The sequence below is a fragment of the Hydrogenophaga aromaticivorans genome (genome assembly GCF_013387465.1).
GTDB classification, from domain to species: domain Bacteria; phylum Pseudomonadota; class Gammaproteobacteria; order Burkholderiales; family Burkholderiaceae_C; genus Hydrogenophaga; species Hydrogenophaga aromaticivorans.
Genome location: NZ_VYGV01000007.1, coordinates 1 through 17,080, shown reverse-complemented (window position 1 = coordinate 17,080; position 17,080 = coordinate 1). Strand labels below are relative to the sequence as shown.

The following is a 17,080-nucleotide window of genomic DNA, read 5'->3' as shown; positions in this document are numbered from 1 at the left end:
CAGAACTTGGGCAAGGGGAGCCCCTCAGCCTTGGTGGCTCTGGGTCATGCGCTCGCAGTATTCGCGCATCTGCTCAGGCAGATCTTCCGGGCACAGGCCGCAGTGGCGGTTGCCGGGCACTGCATGGTCGATGAACTTGGGGTACGGCAGGTCGAGCCCGGCCATGAGAGTCGTGAACTCTTCCAGCGTCCGGCCCTGCCCCAGGCGCGGATTGCGGCTCTTCTCCTGGCCGATCGTTGAAACGCGACGTTGCTCGTAGTCGTGCGCCGGATAGACCAGCACGTCATCGGGCAGGGCGAACAGCTTCCCGGTCACGCTCTGGTAGAGGGCTGTGGCGTCGCCGTTCTGGAAGTCGGTGCGGCCGCAGCCGTCGATCAGCAAGGCGTCCCCGCTGAAAAGGCGATCACTGCCGTGGTCGATGCACCGGTAGGCGAAGTGGCTGTCGGTGTGGCCGGGTGTGTGCAGCGGGTTCACGGTGATGCCACCGAGTTGCAGCGGTGTGCCCTCCTCGATGCCCACGTCGACACAGGGCAGACCGTCCATCGCGGGCGCGGCGATCTGGCTGCCGACGCGCTGCTTCCACTGCAGCGCCGCGGTGATGTGATCGGCGTGGATGTGGGTGTCGAGCGTTAGCGCCAGCGTGAGCCGCAGCGACTGCAACACCTGCAAGTCGCGGTCGATGGCGTTGACCACCGGGTCGATCAGCATCGCCTGCCCTGTGGTCTCGCAGGCCAGCAGGTAGGTGTAGGTGCTGGACACGGGTTCAAACAGTTGCCTGAAGATCATGGTCGGCTTTCCTTCAACGGCTTGAATGGCTTCGGCGGGCCGCTGGCGCCGAGCACTTGGCCCGCCACCTCACGGCCGTACATCGAATCTTCGGTGGCGTGGAACGCCTGCCGTGTGTCCTGCACGCTGCCGGTGTAACGCGGGTCCTGCGGCCGCTCGTGGCTGGTCATGTACAGCGCCACGTCCCACGCCTGCTGGTCGGTCAGCGTGCCGGGCAGGCCCAGCGGCATGTTGGCTTTGACGAAGGCGGCTGCGTTGCTGATACGCCCCATGCCGGCACCCCAGTTGAACGAATCCGCCCCCCAGAGCGCCGGGAACACCGCGTAGCCGTCCTGTGTGCGCTGCCCTGCGCCATCGGCGCCGTGGCAGAGCACGCAGTTCTCGGCGTAGACCTTTTCGCCGCGGACGAAGTCGGCCTTTTGTGCTGGCGGGGCGAGCGCCGGGTAGCCGCGGCCCGCGATCTTCGGGTCGAGCGGTGCGCCGGATGCGAGCCAATACGCGTAGCTCTCCAGCGCCACCAGCTCGGGCGCGCCGAGCGGCGGTGCCCGTCCGTTCATGCTGTACTCGAAACAGCCTTGCAACCGTTGCTGGAACGTGGTGACGCTTTTGGTCTTGCTGCGGTAGGCGGGGTAGCTCACGAACGCGGCCCACAGCGGTGACGAATCCGCCAGACGCCCGGCGTCGAGGTGGCAACTGACGCAGCGCAGGCTGTTGCCGACATACGCACGCGCGGCGCGGGGCGTATCGATGAAGATTTCGCGGCCGCGACGGATCACGTCACCGAACTCGCCCGCCGGTATCTCGGACTCCAGCGGCGGCTGGAACACCACGTCCGCGCCGGCCGTGGCTGCCGGCGCCGTGAGTTCGGCTCGCGGTGGATCCCCCACCAGGTCATTCGATGCTCGCGGCGCGGGTGCGGCCACGCCGGGCCGGGCGCTTTCCCGCTTGGTGGCCCATCGTTCGCTGTAGGCCTGCATGCCGAAGTAGTGAAACACCCCGCCCGCATAGAGGCCGACGCCGATCAGCAGCACCGCCAGTGCGCCGCCGACGTAGAGCCGTTGACGTGCCGTGATCATCGCGCGGCCCTCGATGGCAGCGAAGCATAGTGATCGGCCACGGCGCGCACCTCGGCTTCCGACAGCTTCTTGGCGACGTCGGCCATCAGCCCCATCGGGCCAGGCGGTCGTGCGCCGGTTTTCCATGCCGTCAACTGGTTGGCGAGATAGGTCGCGCTCTGCCCCACCAAGGCCGGGAAGTCCGGGCCCACGCCGCGCCCCCCCGGGCCGTGACATTGCTCGCACGCGGGCAGCTTGTCGGCCCAGCGGCCGCGCGTGGCCAGGGTGGCGCCGACCGAGGCAGGCGCCGGCGCCGCCGCAGTGGCTTGCGGGGAAGCAGTGGGCGGGGCTCCGGCCGGTGCAGCGGGAGCGGGCAACGCGGCGTAATACGCAGACACCTCAGCCCCATCGGCAAGCGACAGGGCCTTGGCGATCGGCATCATCACGTCGTTGACCCGCGTGCCGTCCGCGAAGGCGGCGAGCTGGCGTTGCAGGTAGGTCGCACCCAGACCGGCCAGGCGTGGAAAACCGGCCTGCGCGACGCCCTCGCCGGCAGCGCCATGGCAGGTCTGGCAGGCCGGTGCAGCCCCAAGGCCCGTTTTGGCGATCGCCGCGCCGTCGGCATGACAGCTGACGCTCAGCATCAGGCCCAGGCCGAGTCCGAGAATCCACCTACCTGCGTTCATGTTCGGACTCCTTGGGCAAGTTTCGCCCGCTTGGCGTGATGCATCGACCGTTGCGACAGTGCGGATTTCATGGGTGGGGTTGGGAAGTGCCATGCCCATTGCATGGGCAGCGCACTGAACGGTAGTGTCCCGACGAAGGCGGGTCTGTGGGGTGGCGCACACAACCGTGGCCGCCATGGGCATGGCGAGGCGGCCTGTTCGTCGTGGCGCAGCTGGCGCCCCGAAGGGTCCGCCCGGTCAGACCGCCACCACGCTGCCGCGCCGGCTGCCGCGCACCTGGGTGCCGCGCGCGAACTACCGTGGAGATCGGCGGATGGGTGGGCACGATGTTCCACAGGTGCTGCATCGTCACATCGCCGGGCAGGATCGGTGCACCGTAGCGCCAGCCGTTGGAGAACGCCAGGCGCGTGCCCGCCGCGACAGCGATGGCGTCGAGCCGCGCGTTGTCCATCGACGCTTCGAGCGAGGTCGCACTGTCGAGCGGGCTGTGCACCCGCCCGACCACCTGGTCGAGGAAGTCGCGGTGCGGTGCGACGGTCTCCGCCACCCGCTGGGCCATCTCTGGGTCGGGTTCGATCTGTTCATCGACGCAGATCAATTGATGTCGCACGTCGATGACCTGGCCACCTTCCACCATGAGGTCCAGCCAGCCGGCCGACAAACGAGCCGTGGCAGCCCGACTGGATGATCGGCGTGCGGCCCACCCAGACCGGGCGGTAGAGCCGGTTGTGGGGTGCGAAAGCACCACCACCAGATCCACCTTGTCAACGCTGCGCAGTCTGTCGATGTGGCCCGGGAGCTCAGTCTTGCCCAGCGCGAAGCGCACCCCTTCGGAGAAGCTCGGCGGCATGCCCTTGTCGACGATGTTCGACGCGATACCGATGATGCCGATGCGCAAGCCGCCGAGCTCGATCACGCAGTTCGGATCGAAGACGGGCTGGCCAGACACCTTGTCGCAGATGTTGATCGCCAGCGCCGGATAGGTCAGCCCGGCAGCGAGCTTTCGCACCTGCGCAGGCCCGTAGGCGAACTCCCAGTGCAGTGTCATCGCGTCGAATTCGAGCGCGTTCATCAGCGGCAGCATCGCCTCGCCCCGGGACTGACCAGCGACGAAGGTGCCGTGGAAGGTGTCGCCGTGGTCCAGCGCCAGCACGGCACCCGGGCGCTCAGCGCGCACCCGCTTGAAGATACGGGCGATGCGCCTCTGTGCGGTGGTGAACCCGGTGAAGTTCGGAGAACCTGCCGATGGCCCGGTGTTCAGCGCGGCCCGAAGATGCCGGCCAGGTCGGACTCCGGCGCGCCCTGGCGCATCTGCACGCTGCCCTTGCTGTCCTTCCACACCAGCGCCGGGGTCGCTTGCAGGCCGTAGGTTGACATCAGGGCCGCGTTCGCCTCCAGCTGAGAAGCCAAAGCGGCAGGAATGACCGCCAGCGGTTTCAGGCTGTCGTCACCGAGGGGCTTGGGTCGCCCGCTGGCCAGGGTCTTCGCATTCGAAGCGACGTGCGCACGTTCATGAGCATCCAGCGCGGCAGCCGGCTGCCTGGCACCCAGCAAAGCAGCCGCCTTGCCGGCGCTGGTCGGCGTCAGGATGCCGACCATGACGTGACGCAACTGCACCTTGCCCGCATCGACCCACGGTCGTGCGTCGGCCCACAGCTTGTTGCAGTAGGGGCAGTTCGGATCGGTGAACACATAGACCGTTCTCGGCGCGTCTTCGCGGCCGTCGGCGATCCAGTGGCTCTTGGCGAGCTGGCCCCAGATCGACTCGGCCATCGGCTGGGCGACGGCCTTTTCCAGGGCGCTCGGGGTGAGGTTCCTGCCGGTGGCGTCGAACAACGATCCGGCGATCACGTGTTTGCCGTCGGGCGTCAGGTACAGGGCGATCGGTTCGGTGCCCGCGTGCGCGGCGTAGGCGGTCATCCCGCCCGGGCTCGGAAACGTGCCGACTATGCTCAGCCCCTTTTTCTGCAGGGCCTGAAGCGGTGCGGGAAGCGGTGGGGCTGCGAAGGCCAGCGAGGCAGCAGCCGATGCGAGGGCGATCAGAACGACCACGGTCGAGGTCACGATGACCGACGGTCGGCGTTGCACGGCGGAAGGGATAGTCAGATGGTTCATTGCGTGGTGGGTTGCTGTTTCGGGGGTGAGGCGGCGCGAAGACGGGTCAGGCGCTGGGTGAGCGTGGCTTGTGACAACTCTCCGATGCGGGTATCGGCCAGCCTTCCTTCCGCATCGAAGAACAGGGTGGTCGGCAAGGCGCGGTGGCCCAGCGCAGCGCCGGTTTGATGCTGCGGATCGACCAGCACATGGCGCAGCACCAGGCTGTGTCGGTCCAGGAAGGCGGCAATCGTGCGGGGCTCTTCGCCCTGGTTGACGAAGACGATGTTCACGTCCGGGTTGGACGCCTGTGCTTGCTGCATCACCGGCATCTCGCGCTGGCAAGGCGGGCACCAGGTGGCCCACAGGTTGACCACGGTGGGCTTGCCAGCGAAGCTGGCGAGCGCCACGGGCCGGCCGTCCAGCGAACGCAGGGTCAGTGGCGGCAAGGGCGCTGCCGAGGACGCCATCAGGAACGTTACGACGCCACCAAGCAACAGCACCATGCCAGTGGTCAAAACAGCGGCGAGCACGGGTTTGCGCAGGTCGGTCTGTCGGAACGCCCGTTGCAGTCCGAACAGCAAGGCCACCACAAGGCCCGCTGCCGGCTCCCAGCCACCGTCGCGGACGTCGAGGATGCTCAGCGGGAGCTCCAGATACTGTTCGCGCCATTGCCAGACGAAGGCGAGTCGCGCCGCGACCAGGCCGACGAGCAGCATGTGCGTCAGCGTCGGCTCGACCTCGGTGCCCGCGGACCGCGCCAGCCGCCGCGCGACGAATCCGCCGAGCGTGATGGCCAGCAAGGTCAGCAGCAGCGAATACGGCAACGACAGCGGACCGATCTGCAGGGCCTGGTTCATGTCGGTTCCTCCATGCCGGGCGTTCTTGAAGGCGGCTGTCGCTGCAGGAACTGTTCGACGGTGAACTCACCGACCAGGCGGGCGTCGCGCCGCTCGCGCCCGGCGTCATCGAACAGCATCACGGTCGGCGGGCCGATCACCTGGTGGGCGCGCATCAGTTCCCGCTGGCGCGCGTCGTTGGCGGTCACGTCGGCACGCAGCAGCAGCACGCCGGCCAGCGAGCGCTGCACGCGGGGATCGCCGAAGACATCCTTCTCGATGGCCTTGCAGGAAACGCACCAGTCGGCATAGAAGTCCACGAGGGTGGGTTGCCCCGCGGCCCGCGCGGCCGCGAGCCGGTCCTGGAGTTCGGATTCGCTGGCGATCGCTTCGAACCGCAAGCCCGTCGTCGCTTGCTCAATACCTTTGGCCGACGCTGCGGCGAACGTCAGCGGCCGCCAGGGATCCCCGGCGCCGCCTGCCGCGCCAAGCACCATCGCGCTGCCCCAGAGGCCGGCCAGAACCGCGAGCGTGCGGGTCGCGAGTCGCAGCGGCGACTCGCTGGCAGCGACGGTCGAGGCGCTGCGCGAAGCCGCATGAACCAGTGTCACCGCGACCGCCAGCAGCAGCGCACCCCACATCAGCAAGGCGGCCGGTTCCGGCACCACGCGTTCGAACATCCACACCGCCGTGCCCAGCAGCAGGAAGCCCAGCGCGCCCTTCACGCGGTCCATCCAGGGCCCCGGCTTGGGCAGGAAACGCGAACCCAGCGTACCCGCGATCACCAGCGGCGCGCCCATGCCCAGGCCCAGTGCCGCCAGCAACAACGCGCCCTGGACCACGTTGCCACTCTGGGCGATGTAGAGCAGCGCACCCGCCAGCGGCGCTGTCATGCAAGGCCCGACGAGCAGTGCCGACAGCACACCCATGGCCCCCGCACCGGGCAGCGATCCGCCGCGAAGGCCGCGGCTCGCACCATCGAGTCTGTCGCGCAGGCGGGCCGGCAACTGCAAGGTGAAGACGCCGAACATGCCGAGGGCGAGCACCACGTAGACGCCGCCCAGAACGAGCACCGTCCAGCGGTTCTGCAGCATCGCCTGCAGGTTCGCACCCGCGAGCGCAGCCGCCACGCCCAGGGCCGAATAGGTCGCTGCCATCGGCAGCACGAACGCCATCGACAGCGCGAACGCGCGCCGCGGAGGCGCCTGGCTGCCCACCACGATGCCGGAGACGATGGGCAACATCGGCAGCACACAGGGCGTGAACGCGAGCGCGATGCCGAGCAGGAAGAAGAGCGGCAAGGTCCAGCCGAGCGAGCGTTCGCCCAGCCACTGCGTGATCTGGGTGTCGCTGCCAGAAACGCTGTTCCACAGGCTGGTGGCGCCTGGCTCTCGCGGCCGTGCCGCCGGCTCAGCGGGTGCTGTGATGGCGGTGACCGCCGACAGGCTGGCGACCTGGATCGTCTCCGTCTGCGGCGGATAACACAGCCCCGCGTCGGCGCAGCCTTGCCAGGTCACTTCGAGTGCGGAGGCACCGGCATGCGCCACCTTCACCGTGACTGCGTCGTGGTACACGTCCATCTCGCCGAAGTTGGGGTCGTCCTTGCGGACACCGGGCGGGCGTTCGGCCTCCACGGGGCTCCCGGACGGGGATGCCGTGACCGCCATGCGGTCGCGGTACAGGTAGTAGCCCGGCGCAATGGACCAGGTCAGCTGCAGCCCGCCGGCGTCGGACTTCGTGGCCGCCAGTCGAAAGGCCTGCTCGGGCTGCAGGAACTCTTCGGCGGCGTGAGCCGGCACGGCCACGCCCCACAGCAGCACCAGGGCGGCGAGCGCAGCGCGCAGGCTGCTTCGAAAGCGATCGGGAAGGTCGGGCATGGGCTGGGGTCGGAGCGTGACGGGGTGTCACCGGAGGGCCATCCTTGAATACCGCGATTAAGGCGGCGTTAACGACCCTCCTGGTCTGTCACCACCCGCTCTTCGCACCCCCAGCCACCATAATCGCGCCATGGATTTCATCGGCCCCTGCGGAAACAGCCGTGCACGTCTTGCTGATTGAAGACGACCGTCTCGTTGCCAGTGGCATCGTCGCCGGGCTGCGCTTGCTCGGCGTGACCGTGGATCACGTCGACACCGCCGCGAAGGCGCGTGCGGCGCTCGGCACGTCGCACTTCGATGTCTGCGTGCTCGATCTGGGCCTCCCCGACGAAGACGGCATGGCGGTGCTCGCGCGCTGGCGCGCCCAGGGGCAGTCGATCCCGGTGCTCGTGCTGACGGCGCGCGATGCGCTCGAACACCGCGTCGCGGGCCTGCGGGCCGGCGCCGACGATTACCTGCTCAAGCCCTTCGAGCTCGACGAACTGGTGGCCCGGCTGCACGCGCTGGTGCGCCGCGCCAGCGGCCGCAGCAGCGACCTCGTCGAACACGGCAACCTCTCTTTCAGCGCTTCCAGCGCCGAGGTTCGGCTGCATGGTGTGCGGGTCGAGCTGTCGCGGCGCGAGCTGGCGTTGTTGCGCGCGCTGCTGCAGAACCCTGGCCGCATCCTGAGCCTGGAGCAACTCCAGGCCAGCCTCTACGGCTTCGATACCGACGTGGAAAGCAACGCCGTGAACGTGCACATCCACCACCTGCGCCGCAAGCTCGGTCCCACCATTGTCGAAACGGTGCGCGGCCTGGGCTACCGGCTGGGCGAGGCAGCCGCGGCCGCTGGCGAGGACCCGCGGTGACGCTGCGCCTGCGCCTGGTCGCCATCATCGGCTTGTCACTGACGCTGCTGTGGAGCGTCGTCGCGGTGTGGATGTTCATGGATGTGCGTGAGCAGCTGCGCAACGCCTTGGACGAGCGGCTGGCGGCCTCGGCGCGCATGGTGGCCGGCTTGGTCGCGCGCCTTCCAGCGGAGCGCCTGCAGGTCAGCGGCCCCCCGGTGCTGCCGCTCGATGTGATCGCGCGCGACGGCCTGGCGTGTGAGGTCAGCCTGGTTCGCGGCGAGGTGGCGGTCCAGCCGATCGCGCGCACCGCCACCAGCCCCGGCCTTGAAGGTGCGTCGCTGGGCTACAGCACCTCTGTCTACGGCGGCAAACCCTGGCGCACCTACGTGCTGCAAGTCGGCGAGGTGCGCATTGCCACCGCCGACCGCACGGATGCGCGCGAAGACCTGCTGCGCGAGATTGCGCTCTCCGCAGCGGTACCGTTCGCCGTGGCGATGGCGGGCAGCCTGGTGCTGCTGTGGATCGGTGTCGGGCGGGGCCTCGCACCGATCGAACGGGTGCGCAGGGTGCTGCTGGACCGGCGCGCGGATGCCGAAGCGCCGTTGCCCGCCATCGATGCGCCGCCCGAACTGCAGCCACTGATCGACACCATCGGCCACCTGCTGGTGCGCGTGCAGGACGCGATCGAACGCGAGCGGCGCTTCACCGACGACGCCGCGCACGAGCTGCGAACACCGCTGACCGCCATCAAGACGCATCTGCAGGTGTTGCGCCTGGCGTGCGGCGAATCGGGTTTGCATGGCGCCGCGGGCGAGGCGCTGGCGAATGCGCAGGAGGGCGTCGCGCGGCTGCACCGCACGCTCGAACAGCTGTTGTTGCTGGCCCGGCTCGAAGGCGCGGCAATCCCCGAGTCGCCACAGCGGGTCGATGTGATGCATGCAGCGCGGCAGGCGATCGACGACGCGTCGGCCGGCGTCGCGCAGGGCGTTGCATCCAGTGGACCGCGCGTCGAGTTGCAGGCAGCATCATCGGCCGCATCGCTCGCGGTGCCCGAGGCCTTGCTGGTCTCTGCTTTGCGCAACCTGCTCGACAACGCCCTGCGCCATTCACCCAGGCCCGGCTCGGTCGCGCTGCGGATCGAAGGGCTACCAGGTCAGGTGGCGTTCTGCGTGCTCGACGAAGGACCGGGCATGAGCGCTGCCGAACGGGCACAAGCGGCGCAGCGGTTCTGGCGACGCGGCAACGGCGGTGCGGATGGCAATACCGGCAGCGGCCTGGGCCTTTCCATCGTCGACGCCATCGCGAGGCGCTATGGCGGCGAGTTGCACCTGGCGCCGCGCGCGGTTGCGGGCATGGAAGCCCGGTTGTGTTTTCCGGCCGAACGGTGTGAGCGTCCCTGAACCAGTGCAACTGCCGACGAAGCGCATTCCGAGGACGGACTCACACCCTCCAGTGCATACGATGGCTCAAAACCGGGCCTGGCCCGATTCCTCCAGCCGCACGGCCGGCTCTGTCTGCGCCAACGTCATCCACACATGAAACGGCAGGCGCTCGATGGCGCGGCGCGGCGCTTCGCGGGCGATGCTGAGTTCGCCGTCGCGGGCGTACATCACACCGCATTCGGGCGGCACCTCTTCGGGCTGTGCAATGGGCCGGCCCCTGGCGTCGTGCCCGAGCACGTACCAGCAGGCGCTGGCCATCTCCAGGTAGGCGGCGCGCTTGGCGGGTTTCTTCAGGTCGCCCAGCAGGTCGGCACGGCTGACCTTGATCTCGTGCACCACCGGCTCCAGGTAGGACTCGACGGAGCTGCGGCGGATGGAAAACACATCGGGACAGGCCATGCACCAGGCGTGTTGTGGCTCGTTGGGGTGGGTGGTCGCTTCGGATTCAAAAACCGCCAGCTGCGCAGCCCAGCCGGGCGCGGGCTCCGCCGCCATCGGTGCTGCGGCTTCGCCCAGCAGCAGCGCGCGCGGCAGCGGCACGCGCAGCATCAACCCGCGCCAGGCCAGGCGGCCCGCTCGCGTCATGGCCACCGCGACCTGCTCGACCAGGGCCTCGTGCGGCGTGCGCGCGGCCTTGTTGCTGGCGAACACGCGCGCCAGCGTCTGGATGCCAGCGTCGGTCACGCGCAGGGTTTCATGGCCGTCGGCGGACACCCGGCGCTCCAGCAGGCCGGCCGCCAGCAGCTCGACCTCGACCATGTCGGCGCAGGGCCAGCCGGCCGAGCGGTAGATGTCGCGCAGGCGCCGGTGGTGCTGGCGGTTGAGCGGGGGCGGTTCGGGGGAAAAGGCGGACTCCATGAACTGACTATATATCCAGTACCATGCCCCTCACAAGATGAGCCCGACCGAGCACACCGCCACGCCCCGACTGGTTGACGAAGCCGCCGCCGACGCTCCGCTGGGCGCCGTGGCGGTGCGCACGCTGTGCGATTTCGCGGCGCGCCGCGGCGACCTGGATCTGCGCTTCACGCCCTCGCCTTCCGGCAGCGAAGGCGTGGCCGGCCATGGCGAGGTGACGTCGCGTCGCGGCGCGGGTTACCAGCGCGAGGTGCCGCTGGCCAGCCAGTGGCACGGCCTGCGCGTGCAGGGCCGGGCGGACGGCTGGGACGCCAGCGTGATGCGCCTGGAAGAGATCAAGACGCACCGCGGCGACGCCGCGCTGATCGCGGACAACGCGCGCGCGCTGCACTGGGCGCAGGCCCGGGTCTACGGCTGGATGTTGTGCGAACAGCTCGGGCTGGAGCGCATCGAGCTGGTGCTGGTGTACTTCAACATCGACACCGGCCAGGAAACGCCGCTGTCGGAAACCCAGAGCGCCAGCGCCCTGCGCGCGCACTTCGAAGACCTGTGCGAACGCTACAGCGGCTGGGCCCGGCAGGAGCGCGCTCACCGCGCCGCGCGCGACACCGCACTGCGCGCCCTTGCCTTCCCCTTCCCCGAATTCCGCGCCGGCCAGCGGGCGCTGGCCGAGGCCGTCTACCGCGCCCACGCGGCGGGGCGTGTGCTCATGGCGCAGGCGCCCACCGGCATCGGCAAGACGGCGGCCACGTTGTTCGCCGCGCTCAAGGCCGCGCCTGCGCAAGGGCTGGACAAGCTCTTCTACCTCACCGCGCGCACCACCGGCCGCCAGCTCGCGCTGGACGCGCTGGCGCGGCTCGGCGCTGCCGGGCAAGCGCCCGCACGCCCGGTGCTGCCGTTGCGCGTGCTCGAACGCGTGGCGCGCGACAAGGCCTGCGAACACCCGGACAAGGCCTGCCACGGCGAATCCTGCCCGCTCGCGCGTGGCTTCTATGACCGCCTGCCCGCGGCCCGCGCCGCCGCAGCGCAGGCCGGCTGGCTGGACAAAGCCGCGCTGCGCGAACTGGCGCTGGAACACAGCGTGTGCCCCTACTACCTGGGGCAGGAGATGCTGCGCTGGAGCGATGTGGCCGTGGGCGACGTGAACCACTTCTTCGACCTCGGCGCCCACTGGCACGGCCTCACGCTCGAACACGGCTGGCAGAGCGCGCTGCTGGTGGACGAGGCGCACAACCTGATCGAACGCGCCCGCGCCATGTACAGCGCCCAGCTCGACCCGATGGCCTTCCAGGCGCTGCGCCGCAACGCGCCACCCGCGCTGAAAACGGGTCTCGACCGGCTGCACCGCCAGTGGAACGCGCTGGCGCGGGAACAGGTGAGCGAATTCACGGTATTGCCCGAGCCCCCGGGCGCGTTCAACGCCGCGCTGCAACAGCTCTGCGGCGAGATCGGCGACCACCTGGCGCTGCACCCGCAAGACGCCGCGGGTGGCACGCTGCAGACCTGGTTCTTCGATGCGCTGCACTTCCAGCGTGTGGCCGAACTGCATGGCGACCACAGCCTCTGCGACCTCACGCGCACGCCCCACCCCGCGCCGGGCACGCGCGTGGCGCAGCCGCTGATCAGCCTGCGCAATCTGGTGCCCGGCCCGCTGCTGCAGGACCGCTGGAGCGCCGTGCGCGGCGCCACGCTGTTCTCGGCCACGCTCGCGCCCATGGACTACGTGGCCGACCTGCTGGGCCTGCCGGCCTACACCCTGCGCGTGGACGTGCCCTCGCCGTTTGCCGGCGAACAGCTCGCGGTGCGCGTGGCGCCGCACATCTCCACCCGCTGGACCGACCGGCTGGCATCGCTCACGCCCATGGCCGACACCATGGCGGCGCAGTTTGCGGCCGAGCCCGGCAACTACCTCGCGTTTTTCAGCAGCTTCGACTACCTGGCGCAGGCGCTCGACCGGCTGCAGCAGCGCCACCCGGCCATCCCGGTCTGGGTGCAGTCGCGCGGCATGGGCGAGCCCGAGCGCGAGGCCTTCATCGCCCGCTTCACCGACAGCGGCCAGGGCATCGGTTTTGCGGTGCTCGGCGGTGCGTTCGGCGAGGGCATCGACCTGCCCGGGCGCCGGCTCATCGGCGCCTTCATCGCCACGCTGGGTCTGCCGCAGGTGAACCCGGCGAACGAACAGCTCAAGTCCCGCCTGCAGGCGAAGTTTGGCCGCGGCTACGACTACGCCTACCTGTTCCCCGGCGTGCAGAGGGTGGTGCAGGCCGCGGGCCGCGTGATCCGCAGCGAGCAGGACCACGGCACGGTCTGGCTGCTCGACGACCGCTACGCCCGCGCCGAGGTGCGGCGGCTGCTGCCGGCGTGGTGGGTCATCGACCGCCGTCCCGTGGGCTGAGTCCCCGGCGATCAGACCCGCGGCTGCGCGTCGACCTGGCCCCGCAGCCACTGCGCCAGATCGCTGAGCACCTGTCCGCCCAGCGGCGACACCGCGGTGAAGTGGATGCAGGCGTGGATGCCGTCCGGGTAGTGGCGGTGCTCGGTGGCCACGCCCGCCTGCTGGATGCGCTGCGCCAGCGCGTGGCCTTCGTCGCGCAGCGGGTCGTGGCCCATGGTGGCGACCCAGCTCGGCGGCAGCGTGGCCAGTGTGGGCGCGCTCAGCAAGGCGAAGTCCGGGTGCCGGGTGAGTTCGCTGCGGCCACCCAGGTAGCTGTCGATGAACCATTGCATGACGCCGAGGGTGAGGAACTTGCCCTCGCCGTTCTCGGCCATCGAGGCGCTGGGCTCGCTGTGGTGCTGCGCCACCGGGTAGATCAGGCCCAGGGCGCGCGGCGTGATCGTGCCGGCCGTGTGCAGGCAGGCGACGGTGGCCAGCTGGGCCCCCGCGCTGTCGCCCGCCAGGGCGATGCGCGACGGATCGGCGCGCAGCTCGCGCGCATGCGTGGCCAGCCATTGCAGCGCGCAGACCACGTCTTGCACGGCGGCGGGAAACGGGTGCTCGGGCGCGAGCCGGTAGTCCACCGCCACCACCACGGCGCCCACGTCGTGGCACAGGGTGCGGCACACCGCGTCGTGGGTCTCGAGGTCGCCGATCACGAAGCCACCGCCGTGCACGTAAAGCAGCGCGGGCAGTGACCCGGAAACATCGGGGTGGTAGATGCGCAGCTGGAGCGACCCGCCGGGGCCCGGGATGCTGCGGTCTTCCGTGGCCACAGCGGGCGGCGGCAGGCCCAGGCCCGCGGCCAGATCGCGGTAGATCTGGCGCCCGATCTCGAGCGGCAGCGACTCCAGCGGCGGGTTGCCCTGCGCGGCGGCCTGGGCCAGAAAGCTGGCGAGGCCGGGGTCCATGGGGGCACGGGGGAGCGTGGTGGTGACGGTCATGGTGTTCTCTGTTGGGGGGCAAAAAAAGACGCTCAGGCGCTCAGGCCGCAGCGGGTTCGGGATGCGGCGCGGGCGCCTCGGTCGCTGGCGTGCGAGTGGCCCGGGCGGCGGGCAGCAGGAAGTGCGCGAGCGCGGGCAGCAGCACCAGCGCACCCACCATGTTCCAGACGAACATGAAGGCCAGCAGGATGCCCATGTCGGCCTGGAACTTGATGGGCGAAAACGCCCAGGTGCCCACGGCCAGCGCCAGCGTCACGCCGGTGAGCATCACCACGCGGCCGGTGAACTGCAGCGCGTGCGCATACGCGTCGGCCAGGCTGGCGCCGGCGCGCAGCCGGGTGAGCGTGACGCTGAGCACGTAGAGCGCGTAGTCCACACCAATGCCCACGCCCAGCGCGATCACCGGCAGCGTGGCCACCTTCACGCCCATGCCCAGACCGACCATCAGCGCTTCGCACAGGATGGAGGTGAGCATCAGCGGCAGCACCGCCACGATCACCGCGCGCCAGGAGCGGAAGGTGATCCAGCACAGGATCACCACCGCGGCGTAGACCCACAGCAGCATCTCGCGCATGGCCTGGCGCACCACGATGTTGGTGGCCGCGTCGATGCCGGCGCTGCCCGCGGCGAGCTTGAAGGTCAGCTCGGACGAGTCGTTTTCGGCCTTGAAGCGTTCCACCTCGGCCACCACGCGTTCCAGCGTTTCGGCCTTGTGGTCTTTCAGGTAGACGTAGAGCGCCAGGAACGAGCAGCTCTGGTTGAACAGCTCGCGCGGCGCGCGGGTCTGCACACCGCCCAGGGCGCTTTCGTTGGGCAGCAGCTCGAACCACTTCAGGTGCCCTTCGTTGTAGCCCACCATGGCCAGCTTGGACAGCGCGGCCATGGAGTTGGTGGACTCCACCCCGGGCAGTTGTTCCAGCTGCCAGGCCAGCGCGTCCAGCGTGGACAGCGCGGCGTAGCTGGTGCAGCGGTCGGGCGGCGTGGTGGCCATCACGGTCAGGATGTCGGTGCTGGCCGCGTAGTGTGAGATCAGGTAGGCGTTGTCCTGGTTGTAGCGCGAATCCGGACGCATCTCGGGCGCACCCGGGTCGAGGTCGCCGATGGACAGGTGCAGGCTCACCGCGAAGCCCGCCGCGGCCAGCAGCGCACCCGTGCCCACCGCGATGGCGGCGGCGGGCTGCCGGGTGAAGCGTGTCAGGCCCGACCACAGCCACGAGCGCTGCAAAGCCTGGGCCGAGTCCGCGCGCAGGCTGCGCGCGGCCGCCTTGGGGCTCACGCCCACATAGGACAGCAGGATGGGCAGCAGCAACAGGTTGGTCACGATCAGCATGGCCACGCCGATGCTGGCGATCAGCGCCAGGTCCTGGATCACCTTGATCTGGATGATGAACAGCACCGCGAAGCCCACGGCGTCGCACAGCAGCGCGGTGGCGCCGGCCACGATCAGGCGGCGGAAGGTGTAGCGCGCGGCCACCACGCGGTGCGTGCCGCGCCCGATGTCCTGCATGATGCCGTTCATCTTCTGCGCGCCGTGGCTCATGCCGATGGCGAACACCAGGAAGGGCACCAGCACCGAATACGGATCGAGCTCGAAGCCCAGGAGTGCCAGCGTACCGAACTGCCAGACCACCGCCACCAGCGAACACGCCACCACCAGCGCCGTGCTGCGCTTGCAGTGCGTGTAGCCGTAGAGCAGGGCCGTGGTGATGGCCAGCGCCAGCAGGAAGAACAGCAGCACCTGCTGCAGGCCTTCGATCAGGTCGCCCACCACCTTGGCAAAACCGGTCACGCGGATCTGCAGCGCATCGCTGTCGTAGCGCGCGCGCAGCGCCTCGATCTGGCGCGAGAGGTCGCCGTAGTCCAGTGCCTGGCCGGTCTCGGGGTGACGGTCCAGCAGCGGCACGAAGACGATGCTGGACTTGAAGTCGCCCGCGACCAGCTGGCCGATCTCGCCCGAGCGCTCCACGTTGGCGCGCAGCTCGGCCAGGCTTTGCGGCGAGCCGTCGAAGGCATCGGGGACCACCGGCCCGCCATCCAGGCCCTCTTCGGTCACGGCCACCCAGCGCGTGTTGGAGGTCCAGAGCGACTTCATGAACGGGCGATCCACCCCGGGCAGCAGGAAGATCTCGTCGTTGAGCTTCTGCAGCGTCTCCAGGTACTGCCGGTCGAAGATCGTGCCCTGCTTGGCCTGCACCACCAGGCGCAGCGCGTTGGTCTGCCCGGCCAGGTCGTCCTTGTGCGCCAGGAAGTTGGCGATGTAGGGGTGGCCGGTGGGGATGGTCTTCTCGAAGCTGGCATTGAGCTGCAGCCGCGTGGCCTGCCAGCCCAGCACCAGGGTGAGCAGCAGGCTCAGCAGCAGCACCCAGGGCCGGTGGTTGAAGAAGGCGCGTTCGATGACCGAGCCCGAGGCCGGGTCAAAGTCCTCCAGCCGCGTGACGACGGGCTGGGCGTCGAGGGGGGAATCGTGGTTCATGGAAACGGGTTCACTCGATGGGCAATGAAGTCAGGCGGCGCATGCCGCGCAGGCTGGCCAGGACCAGGGCGCCGTCGGCGGCCAGGGCGGCACCGGCGATGGGCACGGATTCGCGCACGGGCAGGCGGCGTAGGGCGGCGGCATCGGGTGGTGCGATCAACACCTCGCCGACCTGGCTGACCAGCACGAAGCCGCCGTTGGGCAACACGGCGCTGGCCCCCAGCGAGGCGGCGGTCTGGCTCTCCAGCCGCTCCCAGCGCGCCGCGCCGGGGCCGGCGCGGTAGGCCGAACCGCGCAGCCCGTGGGCAACCAGGTGGCCGCCCGGGGTTTGCAGCAGGCCGAGGAAGCTGCCCTTGTAGGGCGATGGCAGGGCCTCGAAGCTGGCACCGTTATCGACCGAGCGCATCAGCAGGCCCTGCTCGCCGGCCACGACCAGCTGGCCAGCCGTGGCCCGCAGGCCGTAGAGGTGCAGGCCCTGCGGGTTGGCCGCTCGCGCCGGCAGCGGCTGCCAGGATTTGCCGCCGTCCGCCGTGGCGAACAGCAGCCCATAGGCGCCCGCGGCAAAGCCGCGCTGCGCGTCGATGAAGTTCAGGTCGAAGAAGGGCTTGTCCGGGCCTTCGTCCACCAGGGCCTGTGCGTCGGCCATGCGGGGTCTCCTTCTATATACAAGTGTGTGCGGTCAGATGAAGCGGAAGCACAGGCAGCCGAGCGGGCCGTAATCGGCCTCGAACAGGTCGCCGGCTTTGGCCGCCACTGGCCGCG

At 69.6% G+C, this 17,080-nt stretch carries 14 protein-coding genes; 3 read left to right on the top strand and 11 right to left on the bottom strand.

The window, feature by feature from the left end; translation table 11 throughout:
- Positions 1-24 precede the first annotated feature (24 nt).
- From F3K02_RS09955 to dsbD, 7 genes are all read right to left on the bottom strand, one after another.
- Positions 25-786, bottom strand: a complete 762-nt coding sequence (locus tag F3K02_RS09955) for an MBL fold metallo-hydrolase (protein WP_177135467.1) — start codon at positions 784-786, stop codon at positions 25-27.
- Positions 783-1,862 carry a c-type cytochrome gene (locus F3K02_RS09950; RefSeq protein ID WP_246309353.1) on the bottom strand — a complete coding sequence of 360 codons (1,080 nt, stop codon included), beginning with the start codon at positions 1,860-1,862 and terminating at the stop codon, positions 783-785. Before F3K02_RS09950 ends, F3K02_RS09955 begins: the two co-directional genes overlap by 4 nt.
- Complete coding sequence (locus F3K02_RS09945) at positions 1,859-2,527, bottom strand: c-type cytochrome (protein ID WP_177135466.1); 669 nt, start codon at positions 2,525-2,527, stop codon at positions 1,859-1,861. Before F3K02_RS09945 ends, F3K02_RS09950 begins: the two co-directional genes overlap by 4 nt.
- Before the next feature lie 67 nt (positions 2,528-2,594).
- Complete coding sequence (locus tag F3K02_RS09940) at positions 2,595-3,680, bottom strand: bifunctional UDP-sugar hydrolase/5'-nucleotidase (RefSeq protein WP_177135465.1); 1,086 nt, start codon at positions 3,678-3,680, stop codon at positions 2,595-2,597.
- 104 nt (positions 3,681-3,784) lie between these two features.
- Positions 3,785-4,642, bottom strand: a complete 858-nt coding sequence (gene dsbG, locus F3K02_RS09935) for a thiol:disulfide interchange protein DsbG (RefSeq protein ID WP_177135464.1) — start codon at positions 4,640-4,642, stop codon at positions 3,785-3,787.
- Complete coding sequence (locus F3K02_RS09930) at positions 4,639-5,481, bottom strand: TlpA disulfide reductase family protein (RefSeq protein ID WP_177135463.1); 843 nt, start codon at positions 5,479-5,481, stop codon at positions 4,639-4,641. The genes dsbG and F3K02_RS09930 overlap by 4 nt, the downstream gene beginning before the upstream one ends.
- The gene (gene dsbD / locus F3K02_RS09925; RefSeq protein ID WP_177135462.1) at positions 5,478-7,337 is read right to left on the bottom strand and encodes a protein-disulfide reductase DsbD; all 1,860 of its coding nucleotides are present in this window, start codon (positions 7,335-7,337) and stop codon (positions 5,478-5,480) included. Before dsbD ends, F3K02_RS09930 begins: the two co-directional genes overlap by 4 nt.
- 161 nt (positions 7,338-7,498) lie before the next feature.
- Here dsbD and F3K02_RS09920 point away from each other — a divergent pair, with 161 nt between their 5' ends.
- Together F3K02_RS09920 and F3K02_RS09915 are read left to right on the top strand one after the other, a co-directional pair.
- Complete coding sequence (locus tag F3K02_RS09920; protein WP_177135461.1) at positions 7,499-8,185, top strand: response regulator; 687 nt, start codon at positions 7,499-7,501, stop codon at positions 8,183-8,185.
- A complete protein-coding gene (locus F3K02_RS09915) occupies positions 8,182-9,567 on the top strand; it encodes an ATP-binding protein (RefSeq protein ID WP_177135460.1) in 1,386 nt (461 codons plus the stop codon). The genes F3K02_RS09920 and F3K02_RS09915 overlap by 4 nt, the downstream gene beginning before the upstream one ends.
- Positions 9,568-9,633: 66 nt before the next feature.
- On the opposite strand, the gene F3K02_RS09910 is transcribed toward F3K02_RS09915, so the two are convergent.
- Positions 9,634-10,467: a hypothetical protein gene (locus F3K02_RS09910; protein WP_177135459.1), complete on the bottom strand. Its 834-nt coding sequence runs from the start codon at positions 10,465-10,467 to the stop codon at positions 9,634-9,636.
- Positions 10,468-10,504: 37 nt separating this feature from the next.
- Between F3K02_RS09910 and F3K02_RS09905 the strand changes: the two genes are divergently transcribed.
- Positions 10,505-12,862 carry an ATP-dependent DNA helicase gene (locus F3K02_RS09905; RefSeq protein WP_177135458.1) on the top strand — a complete coding sequence of 786 codons (2,358 nt, stop codon included), beginning with the start codon at positions 10,505-10,507 and terminating at the stop codon, positions 12,860-12,862.
- Positions 12,863-12,873: 11 nt separating this feature from the next.
- On the opposite strand, the gene F3K02_RS09900 is transcribed toward F3K02_RS09905, so the two are convergent.
- Genes F3K02_RS09900 through F3K02_RS09890 form a run of 3 tightly spaced genes read right to left on the bottom strand, consistent with a single transcriptional unit; the run spans position 12,874 to position 16,964 of the window.
- The gene (locus tag F3K02_RS09900) at positions 12,874-13,845 is read right to left on the bottom strand and encodes an alpha/beta hydrolase (protein ID WP_177135457.1); all 972 of its coding nucleotides are present in this window, start codon (positions 13,843-13,845) and stop codon (positions 12,874-12,876) included.
- 40 nt (positions 13,846-13,885) lie between these two features.
- Complete coding sequence (locus tag F3K02_RS09895) at positions 13,886-16,318, bottom strand: efflux RND transporter permease subunit (protein WP_177135456.1); 2,433 nt, start codon at positions 16,316-16,318, stop codon at positions 13,886-13,888.
- Between the two features lie 10 nt (positions 16,319-16,328).
- On the bottom strand, positions 16,329-16,964 hold the full coding sequence (locus F3K02_RS09890; protein ID WP_177135455.1) for a WD40/YVTN/BNR-like repeat-containing protein: 636 nt from the start codon (positions 16,962-16,964) through the stop codon (positions 16,329-16,331).
- Positions 16,965-17,080: the final 116 nt, after the last annotated feature.

Coding starts and splice junctions, on each gene's coding strand:
- F3K02_RS09955 (WP_177135467.1), bottom strand. CDS start 786: ATGATCTTCAGGCAACTGTTTGAACCCGTGTCCAGCACCTACACCTAC.
- F3K02_RS09950 (WP_246309353.1), bottom strand. CDS start 1,862: ATGATCACGGCACGTCAACGGCTCTACGTCGGCGGCGCACTGGCGGTG.
- F3K02_RS09900 (WP_177135457.1), bottom strand. CDS start 13,845: ATGACCGTCACCACCACGCTCCCCCGTGCCCCCATGGACCCCGGCCTC.
- dsbD (WP_177135462.1), bottom strand. CDS start 7,337: ATGCCCGACCTTCCCGATCGCTTTCGAAGCAGCCTGCGCGCTGCGCTC.
- F3K02_RS09945 (WP_177135466.1), bottom strand. CDS start 2,527: ATGAACGCAGGTAGGTGGATTCTCGGACTCGGCCTGGGCCTGATGCTG.
- F3K02_RS09905 (WP_177135458.1), top strand. CDS start 10,505: ATGAGCCCGACCGAGCACACCGCCACGCCCCGACTGGTTGACGAAGCC.
- F3K02_RS09895 (WP_177135456.1), bottom strand. CDS start 16,318: ATGAACCACGATTCCCCCCTCGACGCCCAGCCCGTCGTCACGCGGCTG.
- F3K02_RS09910 (WP_177135459.1), bottom strand. CDS start 10,467: ATGGAGTCCGCCTTTTCCCCCGAACCGCCCCCGCTCAACCGCCAGCAC.
- F3K02_RS09890 (WP_177135455.1), bottom strand. CDS start 16,964: ATGGCCGACGCACAGGCCCTGGTGGACGAAGGCCCGGACAAGCCCTTC.
- F3K02_RS09930 (WP_177135463.1), bottom strand. CDS start 5,481: ATGAACCAGGCCCTGCAGATCGGTCCGCTGTCGTTGCCGTATTCGCTG.
- dsbG (WP_177135464.1), bottom strand. CDS start 4,642: ATGAACCATCTGACTATCCCTTCCGCCGTGCAACGCCGACCGTCGGTC.